The organism is Psychroserpens algicola, from assembly GCF_014526325.1.
Lineage (GTDB): Bacteria > Bacteroidota > Bacteroidia > Flavobacteriales > Flavobacteriaceae > Psychroserpens > Psychroserpens algicola.
The window spans coordinates 436,259-458,804 of the sequence record NZ_JACNMJ010000001.1; the positions used below are offsets into that span (position 1 = coordinate 436,259).

Below are 22,546 nucleotides of genomic sequence, written 5' to 3' on the forward strand. Positions count from 1 at the left end.
TGTCAATTACAACTGTTGTAAAGTATATTTCGCTTAATCTAAATTAAGTGTCGGTGAATAACCTTTAAGTGTCGACGAATGGAAATGATGTTTATGATTTCTGATACTCAATTAACTTAATCGTATTGATTTGAGAATCGTATTTAATTCTTTCAAGTTCAAGTAAAAAATTCAAAGAATAGCTATCTGCTTTACGAACATCAATATGAGTTTCAAAAAAACTTATAAACTCTAGATGTTTTAAACTTGCTTGTAATTGTTTTCCTGTTGACATGGTTTCTTTTGAAATTAACATCAAATTATCGTTCTCTTCATATGTTACTGAAATGTCTTCAGAGAATAAGTTCTTTAATTTGAATACTAGTTTGGGTACAAAAGGGAGCATGGATCTTTATCATTAATTAATCTGTAGACAAATTTATAATGACAAGCCTTTGAAAATTAAAAATTTCTGTAGTATAACCGTCTCGTTAGACGGATGGTTGTTTTCTGTAGATAAACGAATTATGATTCCAGTTCTTGACGCTTTTTCTTGGTCATTCCTTTGACGACCATATCGTAAGAATGATCGATAAGCTCGCAAACCAATTGAGGCGACAAATCGCCATTATGGAGATAAACGCTGTTCCATAGGTTTTTATGCATGTGATAACCTGGTTGAATGCTATCATAAGTTTCTCTAAGCTCAATGGCATATTCTGGATCACATTTTAAGTTGATAAAAGCATTGCCTTCCTCCCACTTTTTTAAAGAGACCAAAGCGAACATCTTATCCAAGACCTTAAACACAAGCGTATCTTCATCAAACGGAAAATGCTCGGTTACAGCTTTTTTATCTAAGCAATAAGCTCTTAGTTGTTCTATATTCACTCTTGAAGTTTTTTAGGCGTTTTATCTTCTATTTTTAATGCTGAATAATCGAGTTTCCAGCCAATGGTTTCTACGATACTTTCGATAAGTAGAACCGAATCTAAAGCTTCTCGTTTTGCAATGTCGTAGAGTCCGCTTTCTGGAACCTTATTCATAATATGTAGTTTGGCTTCGTTATGAAGCTCTGTTAAATCGGAAGCTTCAAATTTGTTAAACATGCCATCAGACTTATCATAGTAATTTAAATCGGTTTCTATGCTTAGCACTTCAGGTTGCGGAAAATGAAATAACCTGACCGTTTTCGTTTTGACATCTGAATCCATTTTTATTTTAGACAAATCAAAACCTACATGCGCTTTGGCATTAATCACAACTAAAGCTTTTTTCCGACTAGAAATAAGTTTTAAGAACCGTTCTTTAACATCTTCGTAATGATAAATCTCAGCAAAATCACCTTCCACAGAGATTAATTTGCAAACTCTTTTAATTTTATCCAGCAAGATTAATGATTGTGAATTGGTTTGTTTTTTTAATCTGAATTGTTTTACAAGGGTTACAATTCCGAGTGTCACAAGGATGCTTAAGATGATTATAAAAAATGTGTCCATAGGTGGTTTTTCTATACAATGTTATCGTTCAGAACTTTACTTTCAAATTTTAAGCCATAATTTGAATCGGATATATTTCCGAATAAAAATAACATCTGTTACTCTAATACTTTATACAAAATAGGTTTACTTGGTGAGGCATCATTTTCAAAAGGCGCAATTTGTAAGTTTAAAAAATACTCGCCATCTTCGACCTGATTAGGCACATATATAAGTTCTGTAATTGTGGCATCTTTACGCAATTTTCCGTGGTAATTCCAGAAGGCTTTATGAGCTTTTAATTCGCCACCATCTTCTTCGCGATCCACGCTAGGCAAATCGATAAGTAGATGTTTGATGCCTTTTTTTACTAAAAATTTAACAGCCTCTTCTTCCAAATAGGTCCAATTGGTATGCGAATACTGTTGTGATAATTTTTCGTTGGTATTAGGCATTGTTCGTATAACAATCGCATCTCTTTTTTTATTTCCCAAGGCAAACTGCAACTGCGCTTTAGAAATAACTGTATCTTTTTTTATATGTTCTGGCGCCACTGTAATGACTTCTGCTAAAAAGAAAAACTGCTTTAAATGCTGATTTATAGAATGCACTTTTTTGGTGATATGCCCAACACATTCGGTATGCGTACCATGTGCATGCGGATTAAACTGAATCGAATTAAAATTAACAACAGCACCTTCGGCAACGCTAATAATATCGTCATCAAATTTAACCGGTTCGATTTTGGGTTCGTCAATATACCAGGCATTGACATTGGATGTCGAAGCACGCAAGGGCATAGATATATCTAAAGGTTGTGATAAATCGATTTGAAGTTTTCGGGAGTTGTATTGAATTGTGGCTAACATTATAAATTAATTTTAAACAAATCTGAAGCTATACCGTCACTCAAAAATTTTCCTTTTTTGGTCACTAATAGCTTTTCATTATCAATATACAATAATTGTTGATTTATAAAAGATTCGGCTTGAAGTAAAAGATAATCTTTGTAGTTTTTTCCAAAATCCTGAGCAACTTTATCTAACGAAACACCCCAAATAGTGCGCAAACCTGTCATGATATACTCGTTGTATTTATCGGTTGTTGTTAAAGTTTCTGTTTCCTTCGGAAGTATATCATTCTCAATATTTTGAATATATATTGAATTGTTACGAACATTCCAACTACGCTCGTTTCCGTTAAACGAATGTGCTGATGGCCCAATTCCTAAATAAGGTTTGCCTTGCCAATACGCCGAATTATTCCTGCTGAAGTAATTGGCTTTGCCAAAATTAGACAGTTCATAATGTACAAAATCATGTGCTTCTAAAGTATCGATTAATATATGAAACTGTTCTTGTGCAGCATCATCGTCAACGTTTTCAATGATTCCTTTTTTTATAAATCGCTCCAGAGCCGTTTTGGGCTCGACAGTTAATGCATAACTTGAAATATGCGGAATATTATAGCTCAAGGCGGTCTCAATATTCTCTTGCCATTTCGCATTAGTCAAACCTGGAATTCCGTAGATTAAATCGATTGAAATATTATCAAAATGCTTCGTTGCTTCCTCCAAACATTCGATAGCTTCGGTACTGTTATGGGCTCGATTCATCAGTTTTAAATCGGCTTCAAAAAAAGATTGAATTCCAATGCTCAAACGGTTGATTGGGCTCTGCGCCAGCATTTCAACTTTAGAGACTGACAAGTCATCAGGATTAGCTTCAAGCGTAATTTCTGGGGCTTCGGAAACTGTAAAATGTTGATGAATTGTATCTATTAAAAACTGAATTTCACTAATGCTTAACAAACTTGGTGTGCCTCCACCAAAATAAATGGTATCAACCGTTGAATGTTTAAATTCTGTTTTACGCATTAGCAATTCTTTGGCTAAGGCATGTATAAGCTCGTCTTTCTTTTTTAATGAGGTCGAAAAATGAAAATCACAGTAATGACAAGCCTGTTTGCAAAATGGGATATGGATGTAGATGCCAGACATTAGTTTTTGCGTTTTTTACCACCTTTTACATAGCGTCTTGAATCTTGCCTGATGATTCTTAATTTAGAATTAACATGTTTAATGGCAGCTATATTATCATCGGTAATTATCTCATGATCAACTAATAGATGCGTTAATGTTTTCATGTTTCCAACTTCAGATGGAATGCTCTTAAAGCTATTATTATTCAACCATAAATTATGAATTTTGTGTAATTCTAAAACTTCCTCAGGAAAATCTTTAAAGCGGTTGTAAGCTAAAGCTAAAAATTCGAGGTTCTTTAAATTTGAAAATTCCGTAGGTAATGTGACTATATCATTTCCACTTAAACTTAAATGTTCTAAGTTATTAAGTTGGCCCATTGACTTAGGTAACTCACTAATATTATTATATGCTAAATTAATACTCTTAAGCTTTGTAAGATTTCCAATAGCATGAGGAAGGGATTCAATTTTAGCAGCATTTCCTTTAATTATAATGAGTTCTGTGCATTGCAAAACTTCATCTCTTAAACGAGATAGTCGTGTTCCTGACACATCTAAAAGTTGCAAGCATGTTAAGTTTTTGATGGTTTCAGGTAACGTTTTTAAACTTTTATTATTGGTCAAATCTAAAAGTTTGAGTTTTGTTAACTTCCCAATGGTTTCAGGAAGAAAGCTAATACGGTTACTTGCTAAACATAAAACTTCTAAGTTTGATAATAATTCAATATTATCTGGAAGGCTCGTAATTTTAGACCAGTTTAGGCGTAGTACTTTTAAGTTTGAAAATCTAGATAAATCTTTGAAAAGCTGTTTTTTATCTGTAAAATTATTACTCGAAATATTTAAACCTACTAAGTTTTTAAACTCAAAAAGCTCTTGTGGTAGCTTAGTCAATTTCATCGCAGACAAATCTAAATAGGTGACCTTTTCTTTATCAGGTAATTCTCGAAAATTTTCATTTCTCGGTTGTCCTGCTAATTGCTCTAAGAATCCTGATCTGCTAAAAAGAATTTCAAGTTTTAAATCGATTCCTGTACATGAATCTACCAGTTCTGTTTTAGGAGTAGGTGTAATTTCCGAACGATCTGAATTTGATTCTTCCTTTACATCTTTACAAGCTATTACACATAAAAACAGAAAGAAACAGATTAGGTTTTTCATTCGATTATTTCTTAACGCGATCCTCATTTTGCTTTACAAAAGCACTCCAACCCGAATAGCTTTTACCAATCTCTACGCGACCTTGATTATAAAAATGACACACCGCTGCTGCAAGTCCATCGGTAGCATCTAAATTTTTTGGTAAGGTTTTGAGGTCTAATAAACTCTGTAACATTTTAGCCACTTGCTCTTTACTTGCGTTACCACTTCCTGTGATAGCCATTTTAATTTTTTTTGGAGAATATTCAGTAATAGGCACTTCGCGAGACAAACCTGCAGCCATAGCAACACCTTGAGCACGTCCAAGTTTAAGCATACTTTGTACATTTTTTCCAAAGAAAGGCGCTTCGATGGCAATTTCATCTGGATGATGCGTATCGATGAGCTCAATAGTGCGCTCAAAAATGAGTTTTAGTTTGAGATAATGGTCGGAGTATTTTTTTAAATCCAACTCATTCAATTGCAAAAAAGACATCTTTTTACCGACAACTTTTATGAGTCCGAAACCCATTATTGTCGTTCCTGGGTCAATGCCTAATATAATTTTTTCGTTACTCATTAATCGCAGTATTGACAGCCACTTATAGAGAATGTAACTCCAAAGCTTACCGTTAAAAGGTTTCCGTTAAACGAACCAAAACCTTCTGTTTCTGGGTCAAAATCTTTTCCGAAGCCTAAAATATAAGACGTATCGGCAAAAACAGAAATCTCTTGGGTCAAGCCATAATGAAGTTCAAAACCACCCATCACATTAAAAAACGACGTTTTGTTACTCCCAAAATCACCTAATGGTTTCACAAAACTATAACCCGGTCCAGCATGCAAAACTACTCCCATACGCTGAGGCAAAAAAGTAATAGACTCTGTTGGATCATACACCAATTGTGCATTGAGTCTTGTGTAATTGGTTTTAAATTCTACTGAATTATCATCACTCGAAAAACGATTAAAGCCAAAATCTAACTTGGCACCTAACTGTCGCTTAAACATGTGTTGTAACCCTAAGTTTACCGTTGGAAAATTAACAGATTTCGCTTGAAAATTGTCGACAAAACCTGATTGTGACGGACTATTAACTCCCAAAGAGATTTGGGCTTTCCATTTATTTGTATCCTTTTGCGCATAGGTATTTACAAAACATACCAGCACCATGACTAGAATACTCCATTTTTGAAGTCTATAATTTGAGGTCATATCATTATAAAGGTTTATTTTGTGCCAAGAACTCATTTTGGTTTTATGTTTTTTGGCAGCCTTCCTTACAAAACTAAACAATTCTTTTTTGTACTTATTAAATTAAGTATCGTAGTTGGTGCTTTTTATTTTATCTACAAGAAATTAGCGACTAATGAAAATTTAGATTTTTACGAATTTTGGGCATTTTTAAAAGAAAACGACTCGTTTTCGGGTAAAAACATTCTTTTTTTATTCGTTTTAACCCTTTTTAATTGGTTTTTCGAAATTTTAAAATGGAAAACTTTAGTCAGTTATATCAAAGCTATTTCATTCAAAAATGCATTAGAGCAAAGTTTAGGTGCTTTAACCGCTTCATTATTTACTCCAAACCGCATCGGAGAATATGGAGCAAAAGCGATTTACTTTACCTCATCAAAACGCAAACAGATTATGCTACTTAACTTGATAAGTAATATGATGCAAATGAGCGTAACCGTCCTATTGGGCTGTATTGGGTTATGGCTCATGCATTCTAAATATCACATAGAGATCAATTACTTTAAAATATCGAGGGCTTTAGCGATTATAGCTGTTGCAGGTGCATTCACTGTTTTTGGATTAAAGCAAAATAAATTTAGAATTAAGGGGTTTTCGATTGACAAATTAAAATCATTCATTAAAAATGTACCTGTTAGTATTCATATCATCACTTTCGGAATGTCTGTACTTAGGTATCTTATATTCTCATTTCAGTTTTACTACTTATTACAATTATTTGGTGTTAATGTGAGTTATTATAATGCAATGGTAGTGATTACCAGTATGTATTTACTAGCTTCGATAATTCCGTCGATTTTCATCTTTGATGTTGTCATTAAAGGTAGTGTTGCGGTGTATTTATTTTCATTGGTTGGTGTAAATGAGTTTACAACTCTTAGTATTGTAACCCTTATGTGGCTGTTAAATTTTGTACTCCCAAGCGTGTTTGGTAGTTATTATGTGCTTAATTTTAATCTTCCAAAAACAAACGATGACTAATGCTTATTTTAATCTTACTTATTACAATAGCTTACCTTTTTTTAATAGGAAGTTTCGTCTATGGCTTTGATAAAATCAGTGATTTCAAACTTACTGATACCAGTCCTAAAACAAAATTTTCGGTTGTGATTCCGTTTAGAAATGAATCGAAGAATTTGCCACAGCTTTTAGCATCGGTTGTTGCTTTAAATTATCCGAAATCATTATTTGAAATTCTTTTTATAGATGATGAATCGACTGATAATTCTGTAGACTTAATCCGCACAACACTTAGCAATTTTGATCAATTAGATGTTTCTGTTGTACCTAACACCAGAACTACAAAATCTCCAAAAAAAGATGCCATAACGACTGCTATCGCTCTTGCAAAATACGATTGGATTGTTACTACAGATGCCGATTGTGAACTACCTAAATACTGGTTAGATACTTTTGACAATTATAGCCATACTCGTCAATTAAACATGTTGGTTGCACCTGTTACTTTTAAGGCACCCGATTCTTTTTTTCAACGATTTCAATTGTTGGATATCTTAAGTCTTCAGGGTGCTACTATTGGAAGCTTCGGAATTCATAAACCCTTTTTATGTAATGGTGCTAATCTTGCTTATACGAAGGACTTTTTTTATACGGTTAATGGTTTTGAAGGCAATACTAAAATAGCCAGTGGAGACGATATCTTTCTGCTAGAAAAAGCAGTAAAACATGATACATCTAGTGTTCAGTATATTAAAAGTAGTCACAGCATAGTCACAACACAAGCACAACCAAACTTTAGTACTTTGAAAGCACAACGAGTGCGATGGGCTTCAAAAACCTCAAGTTATAAAAACGGTTTTGGAAAACTTACCGGATTTATAGTGTTGCTCATGAATGCGTTACTTGTTTGTTTACCGTTGTTATATGTTTTACAAATCATAAGCCTAAAAACATTGATGTACACCTTTAGCATTAAGTTGTTAATTGATTTTTTATTGATTTTTAAAACAGCACGGTTTTTTAATCAGGAACAGTACCTGGCATCTTATTTGTTTTCGAGTTTAATTTATCCTTTTTTTAGTGTTTACATTGCTTTTGCTTCTATGTTTAAAGGCTACAAATGGAAAGACAGAGCCTATAGTAAATAGTGCTATTATCATTTATTTTTGTTAGATTTACCTAAACTGAAACCCATATCGAAATGCGAAAAATTGTATGTTTAATCTGTTTTGTCTTAAGCTTTTCATTCTTAGAAGCACAAGACACCTATATAGTTAATGGTGAGCAATTAGAATTAAAAAAAGAAGTCGATGGTAAACTCGATTTATTTTGGAATATCATCGATGGCAATTACAGGTACTTTGTTAAAAGTGAATCTAGTGCCATAATGGAACTCACTAATACCAAAAAAGACGGTAAGTTTCAGGAGGAGTATAAAACCTTACTCAATGAGTTAACCAATGCTACAATGTCGACTAAACGGTTAAATTTGACCCTTTTCAGTTTAAAAGAGTTTGTTGACTCCTATAATAGTTCCGTTGATTCCAGCTATCAATCTACAGTAAAAAGAAATAAACTTATGTTTAGACTGGGTGTTTTTGGCGGAATTACAAACAGTCCTTTTGTTAGCAATCCAGATAACTTAACAACACCTTTTTTTGGAGGTGAACTAGAAGTGCTGGACGTGAATCAAATTTCTAGGCATGCTGCATTTTTACAAGTAAAACATGTTCTTGAACAAGATGAATTACAATATTCAACAACAGAATTAGCCTTAGGGTATCGTTTTAGATTTATTAATAAAGCTAAATTTAGTCTCTACGGAAATGTAAAATTTGCAACTCTTAATTTTTCAAATGTTACAATTGCTACCGAAGACAACGGGACTATAACTACCGAAAGTTTTAATGACACCTCATTTGATGCGCCATTAATTTTTGGTGTTGGTGCAGACATTAGAGTAAGTGAAAACAGTTTTATTACTTTAGGCTACAATGAATTGTTTGCCTTATTCTTAGATAATCAAGGTAATTTTTCAACCGATTTCTCTATTGGCTACAAGTTTAATTTATAATGTCACTCACAAACTATAAAACAAATAACCCCGTTTTCTCTGGCTACTTTTGGGACAGCCCAAAAACAAGTTCAAAAAAAATGACGGTTAGTGGGATTTTTATCAAATCTCTAGGATCAATTTTAGTCATTGCAGGAATTACTGCCTATATATGGAAGCTCAACGAAGAAGGTATGTCGGTAAAATGGTTTACTCTTGGAGGTATGCTGGCGGCACTCATTATTAGTGTGATTATTTCAGTGAGGTATCATTGGGCTCCTGTTTTAGTTCCCTTGTACACCATCGCCAAAGGCTTTTTTTTAGGAGGTTTTTCTGCGTATGCACATCGTAATTTTCCAGAGTTGCCCTATCAGGCTATCGGTGTGACTATCATTACGTTTTTTGTAATGCTTCTACTCTACCAAACCCGAATTATTAAAGTAACTAAAAAACTCCGAAGTGTTATCATCACGTCTGCAGTCAGTATTTTTGTCGTGTATATCATATCATGGATTTTAGGATTTTTCGGCATTGAAACCTATATATGGGGAACCTCATGGTTTGCAATAATATTTAACTGCATCGCTGCTATAGTAGCTTCATTTTCATTACTATTAGATTTCGACTACATCGAACGTTATAAAAACAGAGCTCCAAAATGGAAAGAATGGCTGGCAACCTGGGGACTTCTGGCAACCCTTATCTGGCTATATGTAGAAACATTACGATTGATGCAAAAATTAGCTATTAGATTTTAATCAATAGCTATAATCACAGGAAGTACAAATTTTGTAGTTACTTGCTGGCTTCGCTTTATCGCTGGGTAAATTTTAGGTAAACTGTCCAGACTTCTTCTCAATAAACTATCAAGTTCAGGGATTTCGGTTTTAGTGAGGGCACTACTTACAATATCATCAATAAAAAACTGACCTTGTTTGTCAATTGTAATTTTAAGTTGAATAGTATCGTTTATATCTTCGGAAACGATAATTTGATGTCGAGCCAGACTTGTGTTAAGAATACTTCGTAAGGTATTTTCAAAGCATATTTTTTTGTTTTCCTTTCCTGTTGCAGAATCACACGATTCAAAAGAAGGGTATTCATCAACATCTTTCCAATTAAACGTTTGCAACTCTTCTTCAAGAAGATCTTCTGGATAGACCTTTTTCTTGTCGAAATAATCGCAAGAACAAATACAAAAGAAAACAACTAAAATAAAGAAGCGGTTCATTATGATGTAACTGAAACCGAAAAGTACAATTTTTTTGGATATTAAAAGCTTTAGTCTTCAGCCTTTAAAAATTTCTCTTTTTTTAATTCGGAAATACGCCGATCTGCAAATTGCGCATAAAAGGTATCGCTGTGCTGATTTCTAAAGTTTTCATAGAGTTTTATTTTGGTATCTATATCCTCGTAATACTTATCCTTAGACAAAAGAATATAAAACTCTGAACTTACATTTTTCGGATTTTCTTTTAAGGATTTATTAAATGCTGCAATAGCATCTTTATACTTTTCTTGCCTATTTAATACAACACCTAGTTTTTGATATTCATAATCTAAAGGCACATCTTTTAAAAGTAAAGCCTGTTTGATATAAGTTTCGGCTTTGGCGTAATCTTGTAAACTCTCATAATATGTACCAATAAGAAACAGAGCATTAGAATCAATAGGATTATATTTCAAAACCAATTTCAGTTGTTCAATAGCCAGTTTATAATCGGAAAATTCTGCATGAATTTGACTTAGTTTTTCATGAATAAACTCTGAAGACTCACCTAAGCTCACTAATGTTTCAAACCAGGTTCTGGCATTTTTAAAATCATCCTGATAGTAATAATTTTGAGCCTTTAAGCTAATGAGTTCGAGATTGTTTTGATAACTTTCTAATCCCTTATCTATGTATTTGTGAGATAACTCGTGTTTTCGTTTTATTAAAAAATGCTTGGCAACTTTAAAAATAGCTTTTTGATGGGTCTGATCTAAATCATAAGCAGATCTAAATCTGTTCATCGCTGTAGAATCTCCGAGTTTTTCGAGAACCACGCCTAATTCATAATGATAGTTAGGATTTTTATAATCTTCATATACCAAATCATTAAATAAAATGGCTGCCTTGTCAAACTTTTTAGCTCTGGACAATAGTTTAGCATATTGATATTTGATAAGTGCGTTTTGAGGGTTCGATTTGATACTCGCTTCATAATTATCTATGGCCAGGTCATAATTCCCAATAGCGACATACGCTTTAGCTATTTTATCATAAACATCAGGTGGTGTATCATGAGTTTTATAAACTGTAATGGCTTTACTGAAATTTCCATTAGCATAAAGGCTATCCGCTTGATTTAAAACTGAAGGTTGAGCTAAGGTTTTATGAAAACTCACCAAAACCAAAAGAATACAGAGAAAACGCATTTAATTTTTTTGATTATGTACTTCAAATATAATAGGCAATGAATAATTCGCAGTAACAACTTTGCCATTTAATTCTCCCGGAGCAAACTGAGGTAAACTATTAATTACTCGAATAGCTTCGGCCTCTAAATCTGGATGTGCTGCCCTTGCTCTTGCACCTTGAACACTTCCATTTTTATCAACTTTAAAAAGCACGTTAATTCGTTGCTTTCCTACCAAACCTATTTTCGATGCTAATTTGACATTAAAATTTTCATTTACAAATCCAGAAATGAAACCACTAAAACAAGATTTACTCTCTTTTTCAGATATAAAATCCTTACAACCTTCACTTACTGGTGCTTTATCTAACGCTACAAATGGTACTTCATCAGCATCTTTAAACTTTTCTTTAAGTGTCTTTACTCTGGCTTCATCAATTGGTGCTGCTACAGTCTTTTTATTTGATTTACCTTCAATTTGAAACAAAATTGGCAAACTATAAGGTACAATTACTGTTTTGCCTTTATGCTTTCCAGGAATCAGTTGTGGTAAGGTTTGTACAACTCTCTTAGCTTCTTCCTCTAATTGAGGATGAGGCGCTCTTGCTTTTACATCGGTTACGAAACCTTCCTTATTAATTTTAAACATAACATTTATGCGTTGCCTGCCTACGAGACCCAAACTATCACCAATACTGGTATTGAAGTTTAAATTAACATGCCTAGCAATGTTTTGACTCATACATTTTTTTCGTTCGTCATTCGTTTTTAAGTCTTCACAAGATTGATAAATGGGTACTTCATCGACAACTGCAAATGGAATTTCAGCGCTATCGATAACTTTAGTCTCCGTTTTAACTACAGTTTGATTCGTTTTCTTCTGAAAAATTGAACATGAAGAATACACTAACATTCCGGTTAAAATCGGAACTATTAATAAGTACTTAGAAAGATTGATTTGTTTTGATTTTGACTTACCTAACATAAGAATTCGTTTTTTGATTAATGAGTGTTTAAAAAATGGATTGACAAATGAAAATTGCTGTGTTTCAAAAACTTGAGCCAACAAACTGTTATAGTAATCGGCTTTATTGTGCTGCTCCACAGCTTGAGAATCTGCAATGTATTCATGTAAGGTCGCCATCCTGCTTTGATAGATATAGACGAATGGATTAAACCAAAACGCAATGCGCAAGATTTCAAAAAATAGCAAATCTAAAGTATGTCGTTGGTTGACATGCACCAGCTCATGTTGCAAAACTGAAGCCTTTTCCTGCGCGTTTAATTTTTCGCCTAAAAAAATATAGTTGAAAAATGAAAATGCTTTGGTACTGTTAGTCAAATTAACAATAACCAATTTACCTTTTGATTGCTTGGAATGTTTAGAAAGTAAGGAGACAAATTTTAGAATCTTTAAGAGTAAAACACAGGTAGCAATGACCATTCCGGAAATCAAAATAATCATCCAAATAGAAACCGAATCTGAACTAAAATCACCACCTGCCTGCGTTAGAGCTTCAGGATTAACACTATAGATACTCGTAGTTGCATTTCCGATAAAAACCTCAGGTAAACTAATAACAAGGTCTTTATCAATAAGTGCTCGTATTTGATCTATTTTAATAAATGGAATACTTAGTGAGAGTACTGTTGTTCCTAATAAATACAATCGGTTTAGGTTAAAAAAAGTTTCTTTACGAAGACATACATCGTAAACAATTAAGAACAGAAATTGAAACGCAATAACTTGTAGATAATAGTGCAACATATTTATGATTGTTTTTTGTTGATCTCTTTTAGAATGGCTTCCATGTCTTTTAAATCCACATCATTTTTTTTAACAAAAAACGATACCATACTTTTAAACGACCCTTGAAAATAATTATCTACAAGATTATTTATAGACTGATTGCTATAGTCTTGTTTTTTAACTATTGGAAAATAGATATGTCCTTTTCCTTGTTTTTCATAATCTACAAAACCTTTTGTTTCAAGGATTCTCACGATAGTTGAAACCGTATTATAAGCTGGTTTTGGTTCTGGAAGTTCTGCAATAATTCCTTTGACATTGGTTTTTTTTAATTGCCAAAGTAGATGCATGATCTCTTCTTCTGCTTTTGTAAGTTGCTTCATTTGTATGGATTGAATACACAAATATAACTAAAAATTTAGTTTCAACTAAAGATTTAGTTTAAAAATGTAACAATCTTAACTTTTTATCGTCTAATCATTAGAATTTTAAACATTTTTGATGGACATCTTTTTAGTTATTTTGGCTGCCTTTTTAATGATTTTAGGAATCATTGGAAGTTTTCTCCCTGTTTTACCGGGACCACTTACCAGTTGGGTAGGCTTACTTGTATTTCATTTAGCCGATGTGGTACCTATGAACTGGACTTTTTTAATTATCACATTTATCTTCGCTCTTGGTATTTGGATACTAGATTATATTATTCCTGCCATGGGAACCAAACGCTTTGGAGGAACAAAAGCAGGAATGATTGGAACTTCAGTCGGACTCATCATTGGCTTACTTTCTCCTATACCTGGCGGAATTATAATTGGCCCTTTTTTTGGCGCTTTAATTGGAGAACTCATTAATAAAAGTGAATTTGACAAAGCCCTAAAAGCTGCCTTTGGTTCTTTCCTTGGGTTTGTAGCATCAACCTTTATAAAGTTTATTGTTGCAATGGTCTTTTTAGGCTTCTATATTGTAAAATTCTTTGAATACAAGGATTTTTTATTTTAAAAGAAAAACCCATTATAAAAAGAAAAACCTAAAGCCTGTTGAGAAGCTTTAGGTTTTAGATCTTTGCTATTAATTCAACAAATTACTTAGAGGGATTAATTAATTTTGTTGACTTTTCAAATATATCTATTGTTATTAACTTTTTGTTACGGAAAAACCGTAAACTTGATGCGGAAAAACCGTACTTTATAGCATTGACAAGGCATTCAAGAGAATTCAAAAGTGTAAAAAACCATAATTTTAACAGTTATTTTTATAGAAACCCCTTTTTTCGAGCCTCAATAATCAACGATTCATCCTTTCCGTCATTAATTGAGAACAATATTTTGAGTTGTTTTTTGCGTTTTTCAATAGCGCTCATTGACAAATCAATGTACTCTGTTAAGCTTCTTGTTTTTATGCCTTGAGATAATAAATGAAGAATTTTACGATTAATCTCATCGACATATATTTCGTTAATTACCGATTTATTAAGAAAATTACTAACTGTGCTACTATAATAAGGTGGATCAATTAATATATGATGAAAGGCTTCGGCGAGCTCACTTGAGGTTAAGTCACTTTTTATTAAAAAGCCATCTGGATTTATTTCTTTAACGATGCTATGAATACGGTAAGATTCATTAAACATTGTTAAAATAATCACTTTAGCATTAGGTAGAATATTACGAGAAATTTTTGCCAAATCTTCTCCAGAGGTAATTTTTCCATCGGATGAAGCAGGTAAGCTAATATCAAAAAAACAAACATCATAAGGTCGTTCTTTAGCAGCTCTTTGCATTAATAAATTTGCGGCATCACAAGTATTAGCTGTATCAATGACTAAGGTTTGATTTTCCTTTTTAGTAGCCATTAATGTGTTTTGATATCCTTCAATAATGATTGGGTGATCATCAACCATTAAGATATGAATATGTTGCATGATTTTAATTTTTGTAAGGTATAGTAATACTAACCTCGGTCCCTTCTTTTAATGTAGAGTTAAAATCGGCTTTTCCATTGACCTCTTTTACTCTAGAGTTTATGTTTTTGAGGCCAATTCCTTTTTTACTTTTATTGACATCAAACCCATCTCCATCATCAACTATCGATAAGCAAATTACATTATTTTTTAATTGAATGCTAATTTTTACGTCGTTTGCATTAGCATGTTTATAAATATTTTGAAGTGATTCTTGTATAATCCTGTAAATGTTGATTTTAGTTTTGTTGGGTACACCTTCCCAATTTATATCATCGGTGTAATTAAACGATGATTTGAGTTGATATGCTGCAGTTTGCTTTTCAATTAATTCTGAAACAATATCCATAAAACCAGAACCGGATACAAAATCGGTATTCAAATCATGAGAAACTTTACGAATATCATTCTCAATACTCATAAGTTCTTTTATATATGTTGCTCTATTATTTATTGCTTCTTTCCCTTCTGAAAAATTCAAACTATCTAAGCTCAGTCTGGTTCCGAAAAGTCGGCCTAAAATACCGTCGTGTAATTCTTCAGATATTCTTTTTTTCTCATTTGCTCGTGCTTCATCTACCTTATCTTGTTGTGATAACATGAGATTATAAATTTCCTCATTCGCTTTTTGCTGATCCTTTTCAAACTGTAGCTCTTTGTTTTTGGCACGTTGAGTTAAAATGATATAAAGGAATAAAAAAGTACCCAACAAGGCTGCCGAAATAATTAACAACCACATTCGTTGCTGAGAAATTTTTTCGTTTTCTTCCTCTAATTCCTCAGTCTCTAATTCGATTCTGGCAAACTTATTTCTAACATTTCGCTCTACATTAAGTAAACTGTCACTGAGTCGGATATATTCATTTAAATACGCTTTTCCTTCTTCACCTTCTTTTAATTTTGAAAGCACTTTAAGGGCATCTAACAAGATTTCATTAGAAGAGGTTTCTTTAGCAATTTTATAGGAAATGTTCACGTATTTTAAAGCCGAATCACTTTTCTTTTGCTGTAGATAAAACTTTGAAAGATCAATACTTATTGGAAGCTTTGTTAAATCATCATCAATACTATCACTTATGCGATACGCTTTTTTGAATAAGTTTTCAATAGCTTCATGATCTGAATGATTTGCAACAAATTTTGTGTAAGCTAAATTATCAATAACAAGCGGAAAAAACGTAGGATCAGCATCATTATACTCATCTTTTATATCAACTAAACCCTGATACAATTCTAAAGCTTTATCGTAATTGTTCTGCTTACGATACACAAATGCTTTATTGTTAATCGTATAGATTTCATTGAAAAACCCATTATTGATATCTGCATTTATAGATTCTGCTCTATTATGATATTCAAGAGATTCGTCATAATGACCAAGTTTTAATGATATAATACCCAGGAGATTATTAAGCATATATAATTGTTGCAAATTATATTGGCTTTTAGGAAATGTTTCAAATAATTTTAAAGCAGCAATAGCATTTTCTTCACTACTTATATAATCTTTTTCAGTTTCTTGTATATCTGAAATGGTCATTAAAATGTAAGCTTTGCTTTCTTCTGAACTGAGTTTATCGTATATTTTTATGGCTTTAGAATAATAAAAATAAGCACTATCATTGATGTTTTCATAATAGTAAGATTGTGCAATATTTTGGTAAGCTGAAGCAATTTCTAAAGAATCCTTCAAACGAGATGCTAATTCTAAATTAGTTCGGTTTAATGATTTAAATGCATCATAATCGTCTACCTCAAAACTGAGCAAAGACAAGTTCTTTCTTGCTTTAAGTATTAAAGAATTAGCTTTTAATTGTTCTGCCAGCTCTAAAGAAGATTTGGCATAATGCATTCTATCATTAAATGGAATGCTATGGTCTTTCGACAATTGAATTAAGCTATCTATTTTAGATATATTACGACCTGATTGCCCATTGCTATAAATTGAAAATAGAATAAAGGAATAAAAAAATAGAACTCTCATTCAAATAATGCATCATTTAAGTAATTTCAAATTTAGCTTAAATAAATTGAATTCTAGACAGAAAAAGAAAAGCACTATCCCAAATTGAGATAGTGCTTTTCTAAATTATTGTTAGAGTTGACTTATAAGCCTGCTGGAGGCAAAGTTTTAGATTTTTTAGCATGAGCCATTAAATCATAAGTCGATGTGTTTTTCTTAATAGTAGTTACTTCTTCTTTAATAACCTCAGAACTAGATTGTCCAGAGACTGTTAATAATAGTACAGCAAGTAGTAGGAAAGTAATTTTTAGAGCTTTCATGTTAATCATTTTAGGGATTTATATTCAATTTAATTATGTTAATACCAAAACAGCATCAAAAATGCCAGTTCGAGGGAAGAATGGATTATTAACTTTAAAGCATAAATATGCCTGTAAAAATTGAGGGAAATATAAAATGGATAATTAAAAGTACCTTAATAAGAGATTTTAGGGGCTTAAGAAGGACTTCAAACATACTACTTTTTAGAAGATAAACAAAAATAAATCCGATTAAATGTATATTTATACCGTTAAAATGCTAAATAACGAAGTTTTATTGTTAATTACTTGTTGATAACTATCACTATTGTACGTTTGGATTGAAAGGTGCAGCATCTTGATTATCTGGTGTGCCATCTAAATCTGAGTCTCTAACATCATCAGAAATTACTAATAATTGCCAATGTAATGGCAAATAGGTTTCCATGATTAGATTGTCATACTCTGTTGTTGGACCAGATGCTAAGGTTACAGAAACAAATGTATTGCCAAGGCTAGGCATAAAATGAGTTTGAACAATAAGCAAAGCTGTAAAATTTCCGAAGCGAATCAAACGTGCGCCAAACGTTGTTGGAAAACCAAACTCATTGGTTTGTTGTGTTGTGGTACAAAGTACTTCTGGAGTTCCATTAAATCCATGAAATTGCATGATCTGATTCAACTCAAAAGCAACGACATCATTAATTGGTATTTGTCCAATTAACGGACTTGAGGGAATATACCTCCAAACCACATTATTATCAGTTCTAAATACATTAACACCTATAGTCCCAGTTTGTTGGTCTGTAATTTCTTGAGCAACATAACCTTGAGGCATGGTAAAACCTAAAGCCGGATACTGTGGATGAATAAATTGCTGACCAGGATTTGCAATAGTTGGTATTTGAGCCAAAGGCGTAGGTAAACTATGACCACTATCCCAGTACACTGCTGTAGGTCCTGAAATACCATTACATATTTGAGAGTTGAACTGATTTAACTGTTGATTGCCTCCATCATCATTAATGCTACAGGCACACAAAAAGGAAACAATGGCTAGTAAAATAATATATCTAAATGCTTTCATGATGTCATAGTTTTTAATCACATCGAAAGGCTATAGAAATGTCATCACTTATTTAAATCAAAAATGTGCTACTAGAAATTTAAAAAAACTACGTTTTTAAGCATTATTTAAATGTCGAGTTCTAATACCTGATTCACAATAGTTTACTAAATTTGAGTGATCAAGACTTTGAATTTTAAAAATGAATACATCAGATACCTTCAAAAACATTATTGGATTAGCTGCTAGTGCTGGACTAACATTAGCTACAACATCGGGTTCAAATGTTTTAATGAGTCTTGTAAATACTGTTGCTGGAGGAATCTTAGGCAACTATGTAAACGATCTTAATTATAACAAAGTAAAAGGGTTAATCCAAGGCATAGATCCAGAAGATCTTAATCATGATATTAAAAAGTTAATTATTAAAGCAATAGAAAACACTATAAAATTAATAGCGTTTTCCTATAACAAAAAGTATTTCTTAGCGGATTACCAAAAATTAAAATTAGATAATTTTGAAAAAAAATTACTTAATGAGTTAAAAGCTTTAAAAAGTACCATTTACAATCATGAAGATTCCATTTATCAAAAAATAGAAAACCCTGAAAATGCAGAAGATCTTTTCAATTTATTTAAAATTTCAACAGAAGATTTTCCAAGCATCCATTCAAAATATCCTTTTGGAGTGTACTTTAAAGAACAATTCATTCCAATGCTACAATTATGTTTTGGAGAATTATTAAAGGATGAGAAAAATAGACCTGCACTCATAGCATATCAACGCGAAATTTATCAAACTTTAGATAGTAAACTAAACCAAACTATTGCTCAAAACGATTTAATTTTAGCAAAGCTAGAATCTCCTAATGATAATTCTCAATTAGAGAAATATAATGAATCATTAACCCTTGCTAGAGCAGAAATATCTTCTAAAAAAAATACAGACATACTTCTTCCAGAATTTGAAGAAGAAATTAAACGATATTTTGAAACTTTAACTACTGATATCTCTTATATAAAAGATGGCATAGAAGATATTCGGGTTAATATAAAAGATAATTGGTTATCAAAACATAAAGTATATGTAGCTTTTATAAGTATAATTGTTTTAGCAATCTTTGGATTTATAGGCCATACTTATTACTCTCAACCCATAAATACATCTGTTATTTTACATCAAAACCCAAAGTATGTCATTAATGATAATTACCCAATGTTAGGGAAAGAAAAAAACCCAGAAGTCCTATTCTATTTTGATAATGAAAAAAAGCTTAGAAAATATACTGAAGATGGCATAGCATTAACTGAAATAGATAAAAAATACTTGAGTAAGCCTATCAAAATAGAACTGATTGACCCTTATTGGAAGTTTTCTAAAGACAGTTGTTTGTTGCAGGATAATACCACTACTATATATGTGGAGCCAAATAGTAAATTGTCACAATTAAAAGGCACCATAATATCATATATAAACAATGAAAGAGTTATTATTGATAGCGCATTAGTGAAACTAGATGGTCATAATATTTCTACATATACAGACCAGAATGGAAAATTTTTAATTGAGATCCCAATAGACTTAAGAAAGCCATTTCAGAATATTACAATAAAAAAAGAAGCATTTGAGACTTTGCCAATTAATTGGTTTCCAAATGTTGACAAGCCTATTAGAATTTATAAAAGATGAAAGTATTGTTTAAAATCCTTCTTCTGCTTCATATTAATTTTATAATTGGTCAAAGTGTTTTAGGGGAAAAAGTATATTTAAAAGGACATGTGTATTTAATTAATAGTGGATCTTCTGTGATTGAAGGTATAACTGTTAATTCTTCCGATACAAATGCTGATATTACTGACGGGCTTGGTGAATTTATTTTAGAGTTTAACAAACTTAATCCTGGAGATACAACCTCTGTATTTATTGGAGATTCAATAAAAACCAATGTTGCATTAGACAAATATAATGACGAATACGAATTAGTAAATCCTAATACATATAAAATAGTTGTATTATCGAAAAGCACTATTGAAGTTCCTTTAAAACTAACTGTTGCAAGGAAAGGATATATTGAAAGAGAAGCGCAAAAGGTATATTTAACTCTAAAAAAGCATGTTGATAAAAAGCTAGAAATTGAACAACAAAAAATCTTGAAACTCGAAGCTGAAAATATCGTTTCTCAAGATTCAATTTTAAAGTTAAATCATCAATTACAGAATTTTAAAACCATTAACGATTCAATAGCGCTCCACAATACATCACTTAAAATAGCAAGTTTTAACCGAGATGGTGCAGAAGAATCTGTCAAAAAAGCTTTAACACAGCTAAGAGCAAATAGAGACATTGAAGCGGCATTAAAAGAGCTTAATCCTCATTTGTCAAACTCTCAAATAAAGCAAAATTTGAAGAGTAATGAACAAGCTTTTGAGGCGCTTGAACTCAGATCTAGATTACTGTTATCTGATTTAAAAGTCAATCAAGCAATAGACCAATATAAACTGATGATAGAAACTCTATCAGCAGACGAAAGTGCTTATACCTATAAACTTATTGATTACATTTCTATGTTAGGAATTTTACTAAACCGAAATTTAAAACATGCCGAAGCAGAAGAATACTTAAAATATGGCCTTAGTTTATTTGACAAACACAATCTTTCTAAAACCCAAGAGTCTAGATTAAGTATCCTTCTAGACTTGGGTAAAAGTCTTTGTGAACAATCCAAAAAACAAGAAACGATTAAAACCTACAATGAGGGCATTAGAACTATACAGTCTAAATCGAAACCAGATGAATTTGATGACTTTAACATGGTACGATTTGAAATTGGTTTAGCCGAAGTTAGTCTCAATCAAGATGCTACATCCGTTAAAATGATGAAAAAAATCAGAAAAACGATTTCAAGTTATGATGATGAATTGAACGACATGTTTGGTGAGGATATACATAAAATAACAAACAAAATGCTATTAGCTATGCAATTAGCTGTGAAAGATAATCGAAAAAAAGCTGAAAGCCTTTTACTAGAAATACTTTATGATCTTAAGATTATTATAGAACTAGAAAAAAAGAACCCAACAAAATACAACCCTTTGGGAGTAAGTCTTGAGCCTCTGGCAAGTTCTATACTCGTTTCTCTAGCCAGACTTAAAATAGAAGAAAAGAAAACATTTGAAGCTATTGATTTATATGAAGAATCGATTCCTTATTTTCAAACTCAAATAAATAAAGCCAATCGACCTAAGGACTATATGGATTTATCAGAAGTTTATGGCCAATTGGCATACATCAACTACAGTTTACTTGAAAGAAATTTAGCTTTAGAATTTTTAACTAAAGCAGAAAGCTATGCCTTTAAATGTTCTGAAATTTTAAATTATCTTAAATCAGAACAAATAAATGTAGGTTACCGTTCCGTAAGATTAAATATTATAGATAAAAATATTAGCGACTTTAAAACTAATAATACAGATTTAATTGAATCTTTAAACCAATTAGAACAACTTGAGACCAGTATCAATAGTAGTGATGATCTAGTTTTTAAGTTAAATGCTCAGCAAAACAAGGTTCAAATTAGAATTACACTTGATGAAAATTATAAGACAGAAAGATTTAAAAACCTTTTAGCGTCTGAGTATGGAGGATTATCTTGGCATGCACTTGAAGCTAAAGAATTTGAATTAGCCGAAACTAGTGCAAAAAAAGGCTTAGCAATCAATAGTACTGAACAATGGATTTACACCAATTTAGCTTTAGCTTACCTCTTCCAAGGAAAAATTAAAGATGCAAAACAAATTTATAAATCCTTAAAAAACGAAATATATGATGGGGAGACGACTTATAAAGATATATTTCTTCAAGATTTAGAAGATTTAAAGCACTTAGGCATTAAAAAGAAACATCTATCTGAGGTTTATAAAATACTTTCTAATTAAAAAGTTTTTAAAACAAAAAAGCATCCCGATTTTCAATTAAGAAAAAAGGAAAGCTTCTCATCGGTAAGAACTCAACAACATTGAGTATCTCACAACTCTCAGGTTGCCCTGAGAACAACACAACATCTTGTCATTGCTAAAAAAAAGCCCTAATGTATTAGAGCTTCCTTTTTTGCAATTTTTAGCGGTCTGGACGGGACTCGAACCCGCGACCTTCGCCGTGACAGGGCGACATTCTAACCAACTGAACTACCAGACCGTTGCTTTATTGCGAGGGCAAATATACATTCGATTTTTAATATCACAAACATTTTGTAAAGAATTTT

At 32.0% G+C, this 22,546-nt stretch carries 23 protein-coding genes and 1 tRNA gene; 7 read left to right on the forward strand and 17 right to left on the reverse strand.

Translation table 11 applies throughout. The features are described from left to right. Nucleotides 1-91 precede the first annotated feature (91 nt). The 8 genes from H7350_RS01650 to H7350_RS01685 all read right to left on the reverse strand — a co-directional run bounded on the left by H7350_RS01650 (nt 92) and on the right by H7350_RS01685 (nt 5,795). Complete coding sequence (locus H7350_RS01650; protein WP_204344131.1) at nt 92-385, reverse strand: hypothetical protein; 294 nt, start codon at nt 383-385, stop codon at nt 92-94. A 119-nt stretch (nt 386-504) separates the two neighbouring features. Then, nucleotides 505-870, reverse strand: a complete 366-nt coding sequence (locus tag H7350_RS01655; protein WP_204344132.1) for an MmcQ/YjbR family DNA-binding protein — start codon at nt 868-870, stop codon at nt 505-507. Further along, entirely contained in the window at nt 867-1,478 is a 612-nt protein-coding gene (locus tag H7350_RS01660) for a DUF4230 domain-containing protein (RefSeq protein WP_204344133.1), read from the reverse strand. The genes H7350_RS01655 and H7350_RS01660 overlap by 4 nt, the downstream gene beginning before the upstream one ends. A 98-nt stretch (nt 1,479-1,576) precedes the next feature. Continuing rightward, the gene (locus tag H7350_RS01665) at nt 1,577-2,326 is read right to left on the reverse strand and encodes a cyclase family protein (RefSeq protein ID WP_204344134.1); all 750 of its coding nucleotides are present in this window, start codon (nt 2,324-2,326) and stop codon (nt 1,577-1,579) included. Next, nucleotides 2,326-3,456 (reverse strand): radical SAM family heme chaperone HemW, encoded by a 1,131-nt coding sequence (gene hemW / locus H7350_RS01670; protein WP_204344135.1) that lies wholly within the window; start codon nt 3,454-3,456, stop codon nt 2,326-2,328. The genes H7350_RS01665 and hemW overlap by 1 nt, the downstream gene beginning before the upstream one ends. Further along, nucleotides 3,456-4,601, reverse strand: coding sequence for a leucine-rich repeat domain-containing protein (locus H7350_RS01675; protein ID WP_204344136.1), 1,146 nt, complete (start codon nt 4,599-4,601; stop codon nt 3,456-3,458). The genes hemW and H7350_RS01675 overlap by 1 nt, the downstream gene beginning before the upstream one ends. A 4-nt stretch (nt 4,602-4,605) precedes the next feature. After that, the gene (gene ruvC, locus H7350_RS01680; RefSeq protein WP_204344137.1) at nt 4,606-5,160 is read right to left on the reverse strand and encodes a crossover junction endodeoxyribonuclease RuvC; all 555 of its coding nucleotides are present in this window, start codon (nt 5,158-5,160) and stop codon (nt 4,606-4,608) included. Then, nucleotides 5,160-5,795: an outer membrane beta-barrel protein gene (locus H7350_RS01685; RefSeq protein ID WP_204344138.1), complete on the reverse strand. Its 636-nt coding sequence runs from the start codon at nt 5,793-5,795 to the stop codon at nt 5,160-5,162. The genes ruvC and H7350_RS01685 overlap by 1 nt, the downstream gene beginning before the upstream one ends. A 45-nt stretch (nt 5,796-5,840) precedes the next feature. Here H7350_RS01685 and H7350_RS01690 point away from each other — a divergent pair, with 45 nt between their 5' ends. The 4 genes from H7350_RS01690 to H7350_RS01705 are packed head-to-tail and all read left to right on the forward strand — an operon-like array spanning nt 5,841 to nt 9,605. Next, the gene (locus H7350_RS01690) at nt 5,841-6,815 is read left to right on the forward strand and encodes a lysylphosphatidylglycerol synthase domain-containing protein (RefSeq protein ID WP_204344931.1); all 975 of its coding nucleotides are present in this window, start codon (nt 5,841-5,843) and stop codon (nt 6,813-6,815) included. Beyond that, a complete protein-coding gene (locus H7350_RS01695) occupies nt 6,815-7,942 on the forward strand; it encodes a glycosyltransferase (protein WP_204344139.1) in 1,128 nt (375 codons plus the stop codon). The genes H7350_RS01690 and H7350_RS01695 overlap by 1 nt, the downstream gene beginning before the upstream one ends. Nucleotides 7,943-7,995: 53 nt before the next feature. Further along, the gene (locus tag H7350_RS01700; RefSeq protein ID WP_204344140.1) at nt 7,996-8,868 is read left to right on the forward strand and encodes an outer membrane beta-barrel protein; all 873 of its coding nucleotides are present in this window, start codon (nt 7,996-7,998) and stop codon (nt 8,866-8,868) included. After that, nucleotides 8,868-9,605 carry a Bax inhibitor-1/YccA family protein gene (locus H7350_RS01705; RefSeq protein WP_204344141.1) on the forward strand — a complete coding sequence of 246 codons (738 nt, stop codon included), beginning with the start codon at nt 8,868-8,870 and terminating at the stop codon, nt 9,603-9,605. The genes H7350_RS01700 and H7350_RS01705 overlap by 1 nt, the downstream gene beginning before the upstream one ends. Here H7350_RS01705 and H7350_RS01710 read toward each other — a convergent pair. Genes H7350_RS01710 through H7350_RS01725 form a run of 4 tightly spaced genes read right to left on the reverse strand, consistent with a single transcriptional unit; the run spans nt 9,602 to nt 13,379 of the window. Beyond that, nucleotides 9,602-10,078 carry a hypothetical protein gene (locus H7350_RS01710; protein ID WP_204344142.1) on the reverse strand — a complete coding sequence of 159 codons (477 nt, stop codon included), beginning with the start codon at nt 10,076-10,078 and terminating at the stop codon, nt 9,602-9,604. The genes H7350_RS01705 and H7350_RS01710 overlap by 4 nt on opposite strands. 50 nt (nt 10,079-10,128) lie before the next feature. After that, nucleotides 10,129-11,265: a tetratricopeptide repeat protein gene (locus H7350_RS01715; protein WP_204344143.1), complete on the reverse strand. Its 1,137-nt coding sequence runs from the start codon at nt 11,263-11,265 to the stop codon at nt 10,129-10,131. Next, a complete protein-coding gene (locus H7350_RS01720) occupies nt 11,266-13,014 on the reverse strand; it encodes an energy transducer TonB (RefSeq protein ID WP_204344144.1) in 1,749 nt (582 codons plus the stop codon). It abuts the gene before it with no gap. A 2-nt stretch (nt 13,015-13,016) separates the two neighbouring features. Further along, nucleotides 13,017-13,379: a BlaI/MecI/CopY family transcriptional regulator gene (locus H7350_RS01725; RefSeq protein WP_204344145.1), complete on the reverse strand. Its 363-nt coding sequence runs from the start codon at nt 13,377-13,379 to the stop codon at nt 13,017-13,019. A gap of 118 nt (nt 13,380-13,497) precedes the next feature. Here H7350_RS01725 and H7350_RS01730 point away from each other — a divergent pair, with 118 nt between their 5' ends. Beyond that, nucleotides 13,498-13,995 carry a DUF456 domain-containing protein gene (locus H7350_RS01730; protein WP_204344146.1) on the forward strand — a complete coding sequence of 166 codons (498 nt, stop codon included), beginning with the start codon at nt 13,498-13,500 and terminating at the stop codon, nt 13,993-13,995. A gap of 253 nt (nt 13,996-14,248) precedes the next feature. Here H7350_RS01730 and H7350_RS01735 read toward each other — a convergent pair whose 3' ends face one another. The 4 genes from H7350_RS01735 to H7350_RS01750 all read right to left on the reverse strand — a co-directional run bounded on the left by H7350_RS01735 (nt 14,249) and on the right by H7350_RS01750 (nt 18,305). Continuing rightward, entirely contained in the window at nt 14,249-14,917 is a 669-nt protein-coding gene (locus H7350_RS01735) for a response regulator (protein ID WP_204344147.1), read from the reverse strand. A 4-nt stretch (nt 14,918-14,921) separates the two neighbouring features. Beyond that, nucleotides 14,922-16,940: a tetratricopeptide repeat-containing sensor histidine kinase gene (locus H7350_RS01740; protein ID WP_204344148.1), complete on the reverse strand. Its 2,019-nt coding sequence runs from the start codon at nt 16,938-16,940 to the stop codon at nt 14,922-14,924. A 122-nt stretch (nt 16,941-17,062) separates the two neighbouring features. Beyond that, nucleotides 17,063-17,239: a hypothetical protein gene (locus H7350_RS01745; protein ID WP_204344149.1), complete on the reverse strand. Its 177-nt coding sequence runs from the start codon at nt 17,237-17,239 to the stop codon at nt 17,063-17,065. Between the two features lie 304 nt (nt 17,240-17,543). Then, nucleotides 17,544-18,305 (reverse strand): hypothetical protein, encoded by a 762-nt coding sequence (locus H7350_RS01750; RefSeq protein WP_204344150.1) that lies wholly within the window; start codon nt 18,303-18,305, stop codon nt 17,544-17,546. A 181-nt stretch (nt 18,306-18,486) separates the two neighbouring features. Between H7350_RS01750 and H7350_RS01755 the strand changes: the two genes are divergently transcribed. Further along, nucleotides 18,487-19,974, forward strand: a complete 1,488-nt coding sequence (locus H7350_RS01755; protein ID WP_204344151.1) for a hypothetical protein — start codon at nt 18,487-18,489, stop codon at nt 19,972-19,974. After that, on the forward strand, nt 19,971-22,220 hold the full coding sequence (locus tag H7350_RS01760) for a tetratricopeptide repeat protein (RefSeq protein WP_204344152.1): 2,250 nt from the start codon (nt 19,971-19,973) through the stop codon (nt 22,218-22,220). Before H7350_RS01755 ends, H7350_RS01760 begins: the two co-directional genes overlap by 4 nt. A gap of 185 nt (nt 22,221-22,405) precedes the next feature. Here the strand turns inward: H7350_RS01760 and H7350_RS01765 are convergent. Beyond that, nucleotides 22,406-22,479: transfer RNA gene (locus H7350_RS01765), tRNA-Asp, on the reverse strand. Between the last annotated feature and the right edge of the window lie 67 nt (nt 22,480-22,546).

Bases quoted from the DNA above. Each gene is read 5' to 3' on its own strand.
- H7350_RS01650 (WP_204344131.1), bottom strand. From the start codon at position 385: ATGCTCCCTTTTGTACCCAAACTAGTATTCAAATTAAAGAACTTATTC.
- H7350_RS01660 (WP_204344133.1), bottom strand. From the start codon at position 1,478: ATGGACACATTTTTTATAATCATCTTAAGCATCCTTGTGACACTCGGA.
- H7350_RS01665 (WP_204344134.1), bottom strand. From the start codon at position 2,326: ATGTTAGCCACAATTCAATACAACTCCCGAAAACTTCAAATCGATTTA.
- hemW (WP_204344135.1), bottom strand. From the start codon at position 3,456: ATGTCTGGCATCTACATCCATATCCCATTTTGCAAACAGGCTTGTCAT.
- H7350_RS01675 (WP_204344136.1), bottom strand. From the start codon at position 4,601: ATGAAAAACCTAATCTGTTTCTTTCTGTTTTTATGTGTAATAGCTTGT.
- ruvC (WP_204344137.1), bottom strand. From the start codon at position 5,160: ATGAGTAACGAAAAAATTATATTAGGCATTGACCCAGGAACGACAATA.
- H7350_RS01685 (WP_204344138.1), bottom strand. From the start codon at position 5,795: ATGACCTCAAATTATAGACTTCAAAAATGGAGTATTCTAGTCATGGTG.
- H7350_RS01690 (WP_204344931.1), top strand. From the start codon at position 5,841: ATGTTTTTTGGCAGCCTTCCTTACAAAACTAAACAATTCTTTTTTGTA.
- H7350_RS01695 (WP_204344139.1), top strand. From the start codon at position 6,815: ATGCTTATTTTAATCTTACTTATTACAATAGCTTACCTTTTTTTAATA.
- H7350_RS01700 (WP_204344140.1), top strand. From the start codon at position 7,996: ATGCGAAAAATTGTATGTTTAATCTGTTTTGTCTTAAGCTTTTCATTC.
- H7350_RS01705 (WP_204344141.1), top strand. From the start codon at position 8,868: ATGTCACTCACAAACTATAAAACAAATAACCCCGTTTTCTCTGGCTAC.
- H7350_RS01710 (WP_204344142.1), bottom strand. From the start codon at position 10,078: ATGAACCGCTTCTTTATTTTAGTTGTTTTCTTTTGTATTTGTTCTTGC.
- H7350_RS01715 (WP_204344143.1), bottom strand. From the start codon at position 11,265: ATGCGTTTTCTCTGTATTCTTTTGGTTTTGGTGAGTTTTCATAAAACC.
- H7350_RS01720 (WP_204344144.1), bottom strand. From the start codon at position 13,014: ATGTTGCACTATTATCTACAAGTTATTGCGTTTCAATTTCTGTTCTTA.
- H7350_RS01725 (WP_204344145.1), bottom strand. From the start codon at position 13,379: ATGAAGCAACTTACAAAAGCAGAAGAAGAGATCATGCATCTACTTTGG.
- H7350_RS01730 (WP_204344146.1), top strand. From the start codon at position 13,498: ATGGACATCTTTTTAGTTATTTTGGCTGCCTTTTTAATGATTTTAGGA.
- H7350_RS01735 (WP_204344147.1), bottom strand. From the start codon at position 14,917: ATGCAACATATTCATATCTTAATGGTTGATGATCACCCAATCATTATT.
- H7350_RS01740 (WP_204344148.1), bottom strand. From the start codon at position 16,940: ATGAGAGTTCTATTTTTTTATTCCTTTATTCTATTTTCAATTTATAGC.
- H7350_RS01745 (WP_204344149.1), bottom strand. From the start codon at position 17,239: ATGAAAGCTCTAAAAATTACTTTCCTACTACTTGCTGTACTATTATTA.
- H7350_RS01750 (WP_204344150.1), bottom strand. From the start codon at position 18,305: ATGAAAGCATTTAGATATATTATTTTACTAGCCATTGTTTCCTTTTTG.
- H7350_RS01755 (WP_204344151.1), top strand. From the start codon at position 18,487: ATGAATACATCAGATACCTTCAAAAACATTATTGGATTAGCTGCTAGT.
- H7350_RS01760 (WP_204344152.1), top strand. From the start codon at position 19,971: ATGAAAGTATTGTTTAAAATCCTTCTTCTGCTTCATATTAATTTTATA.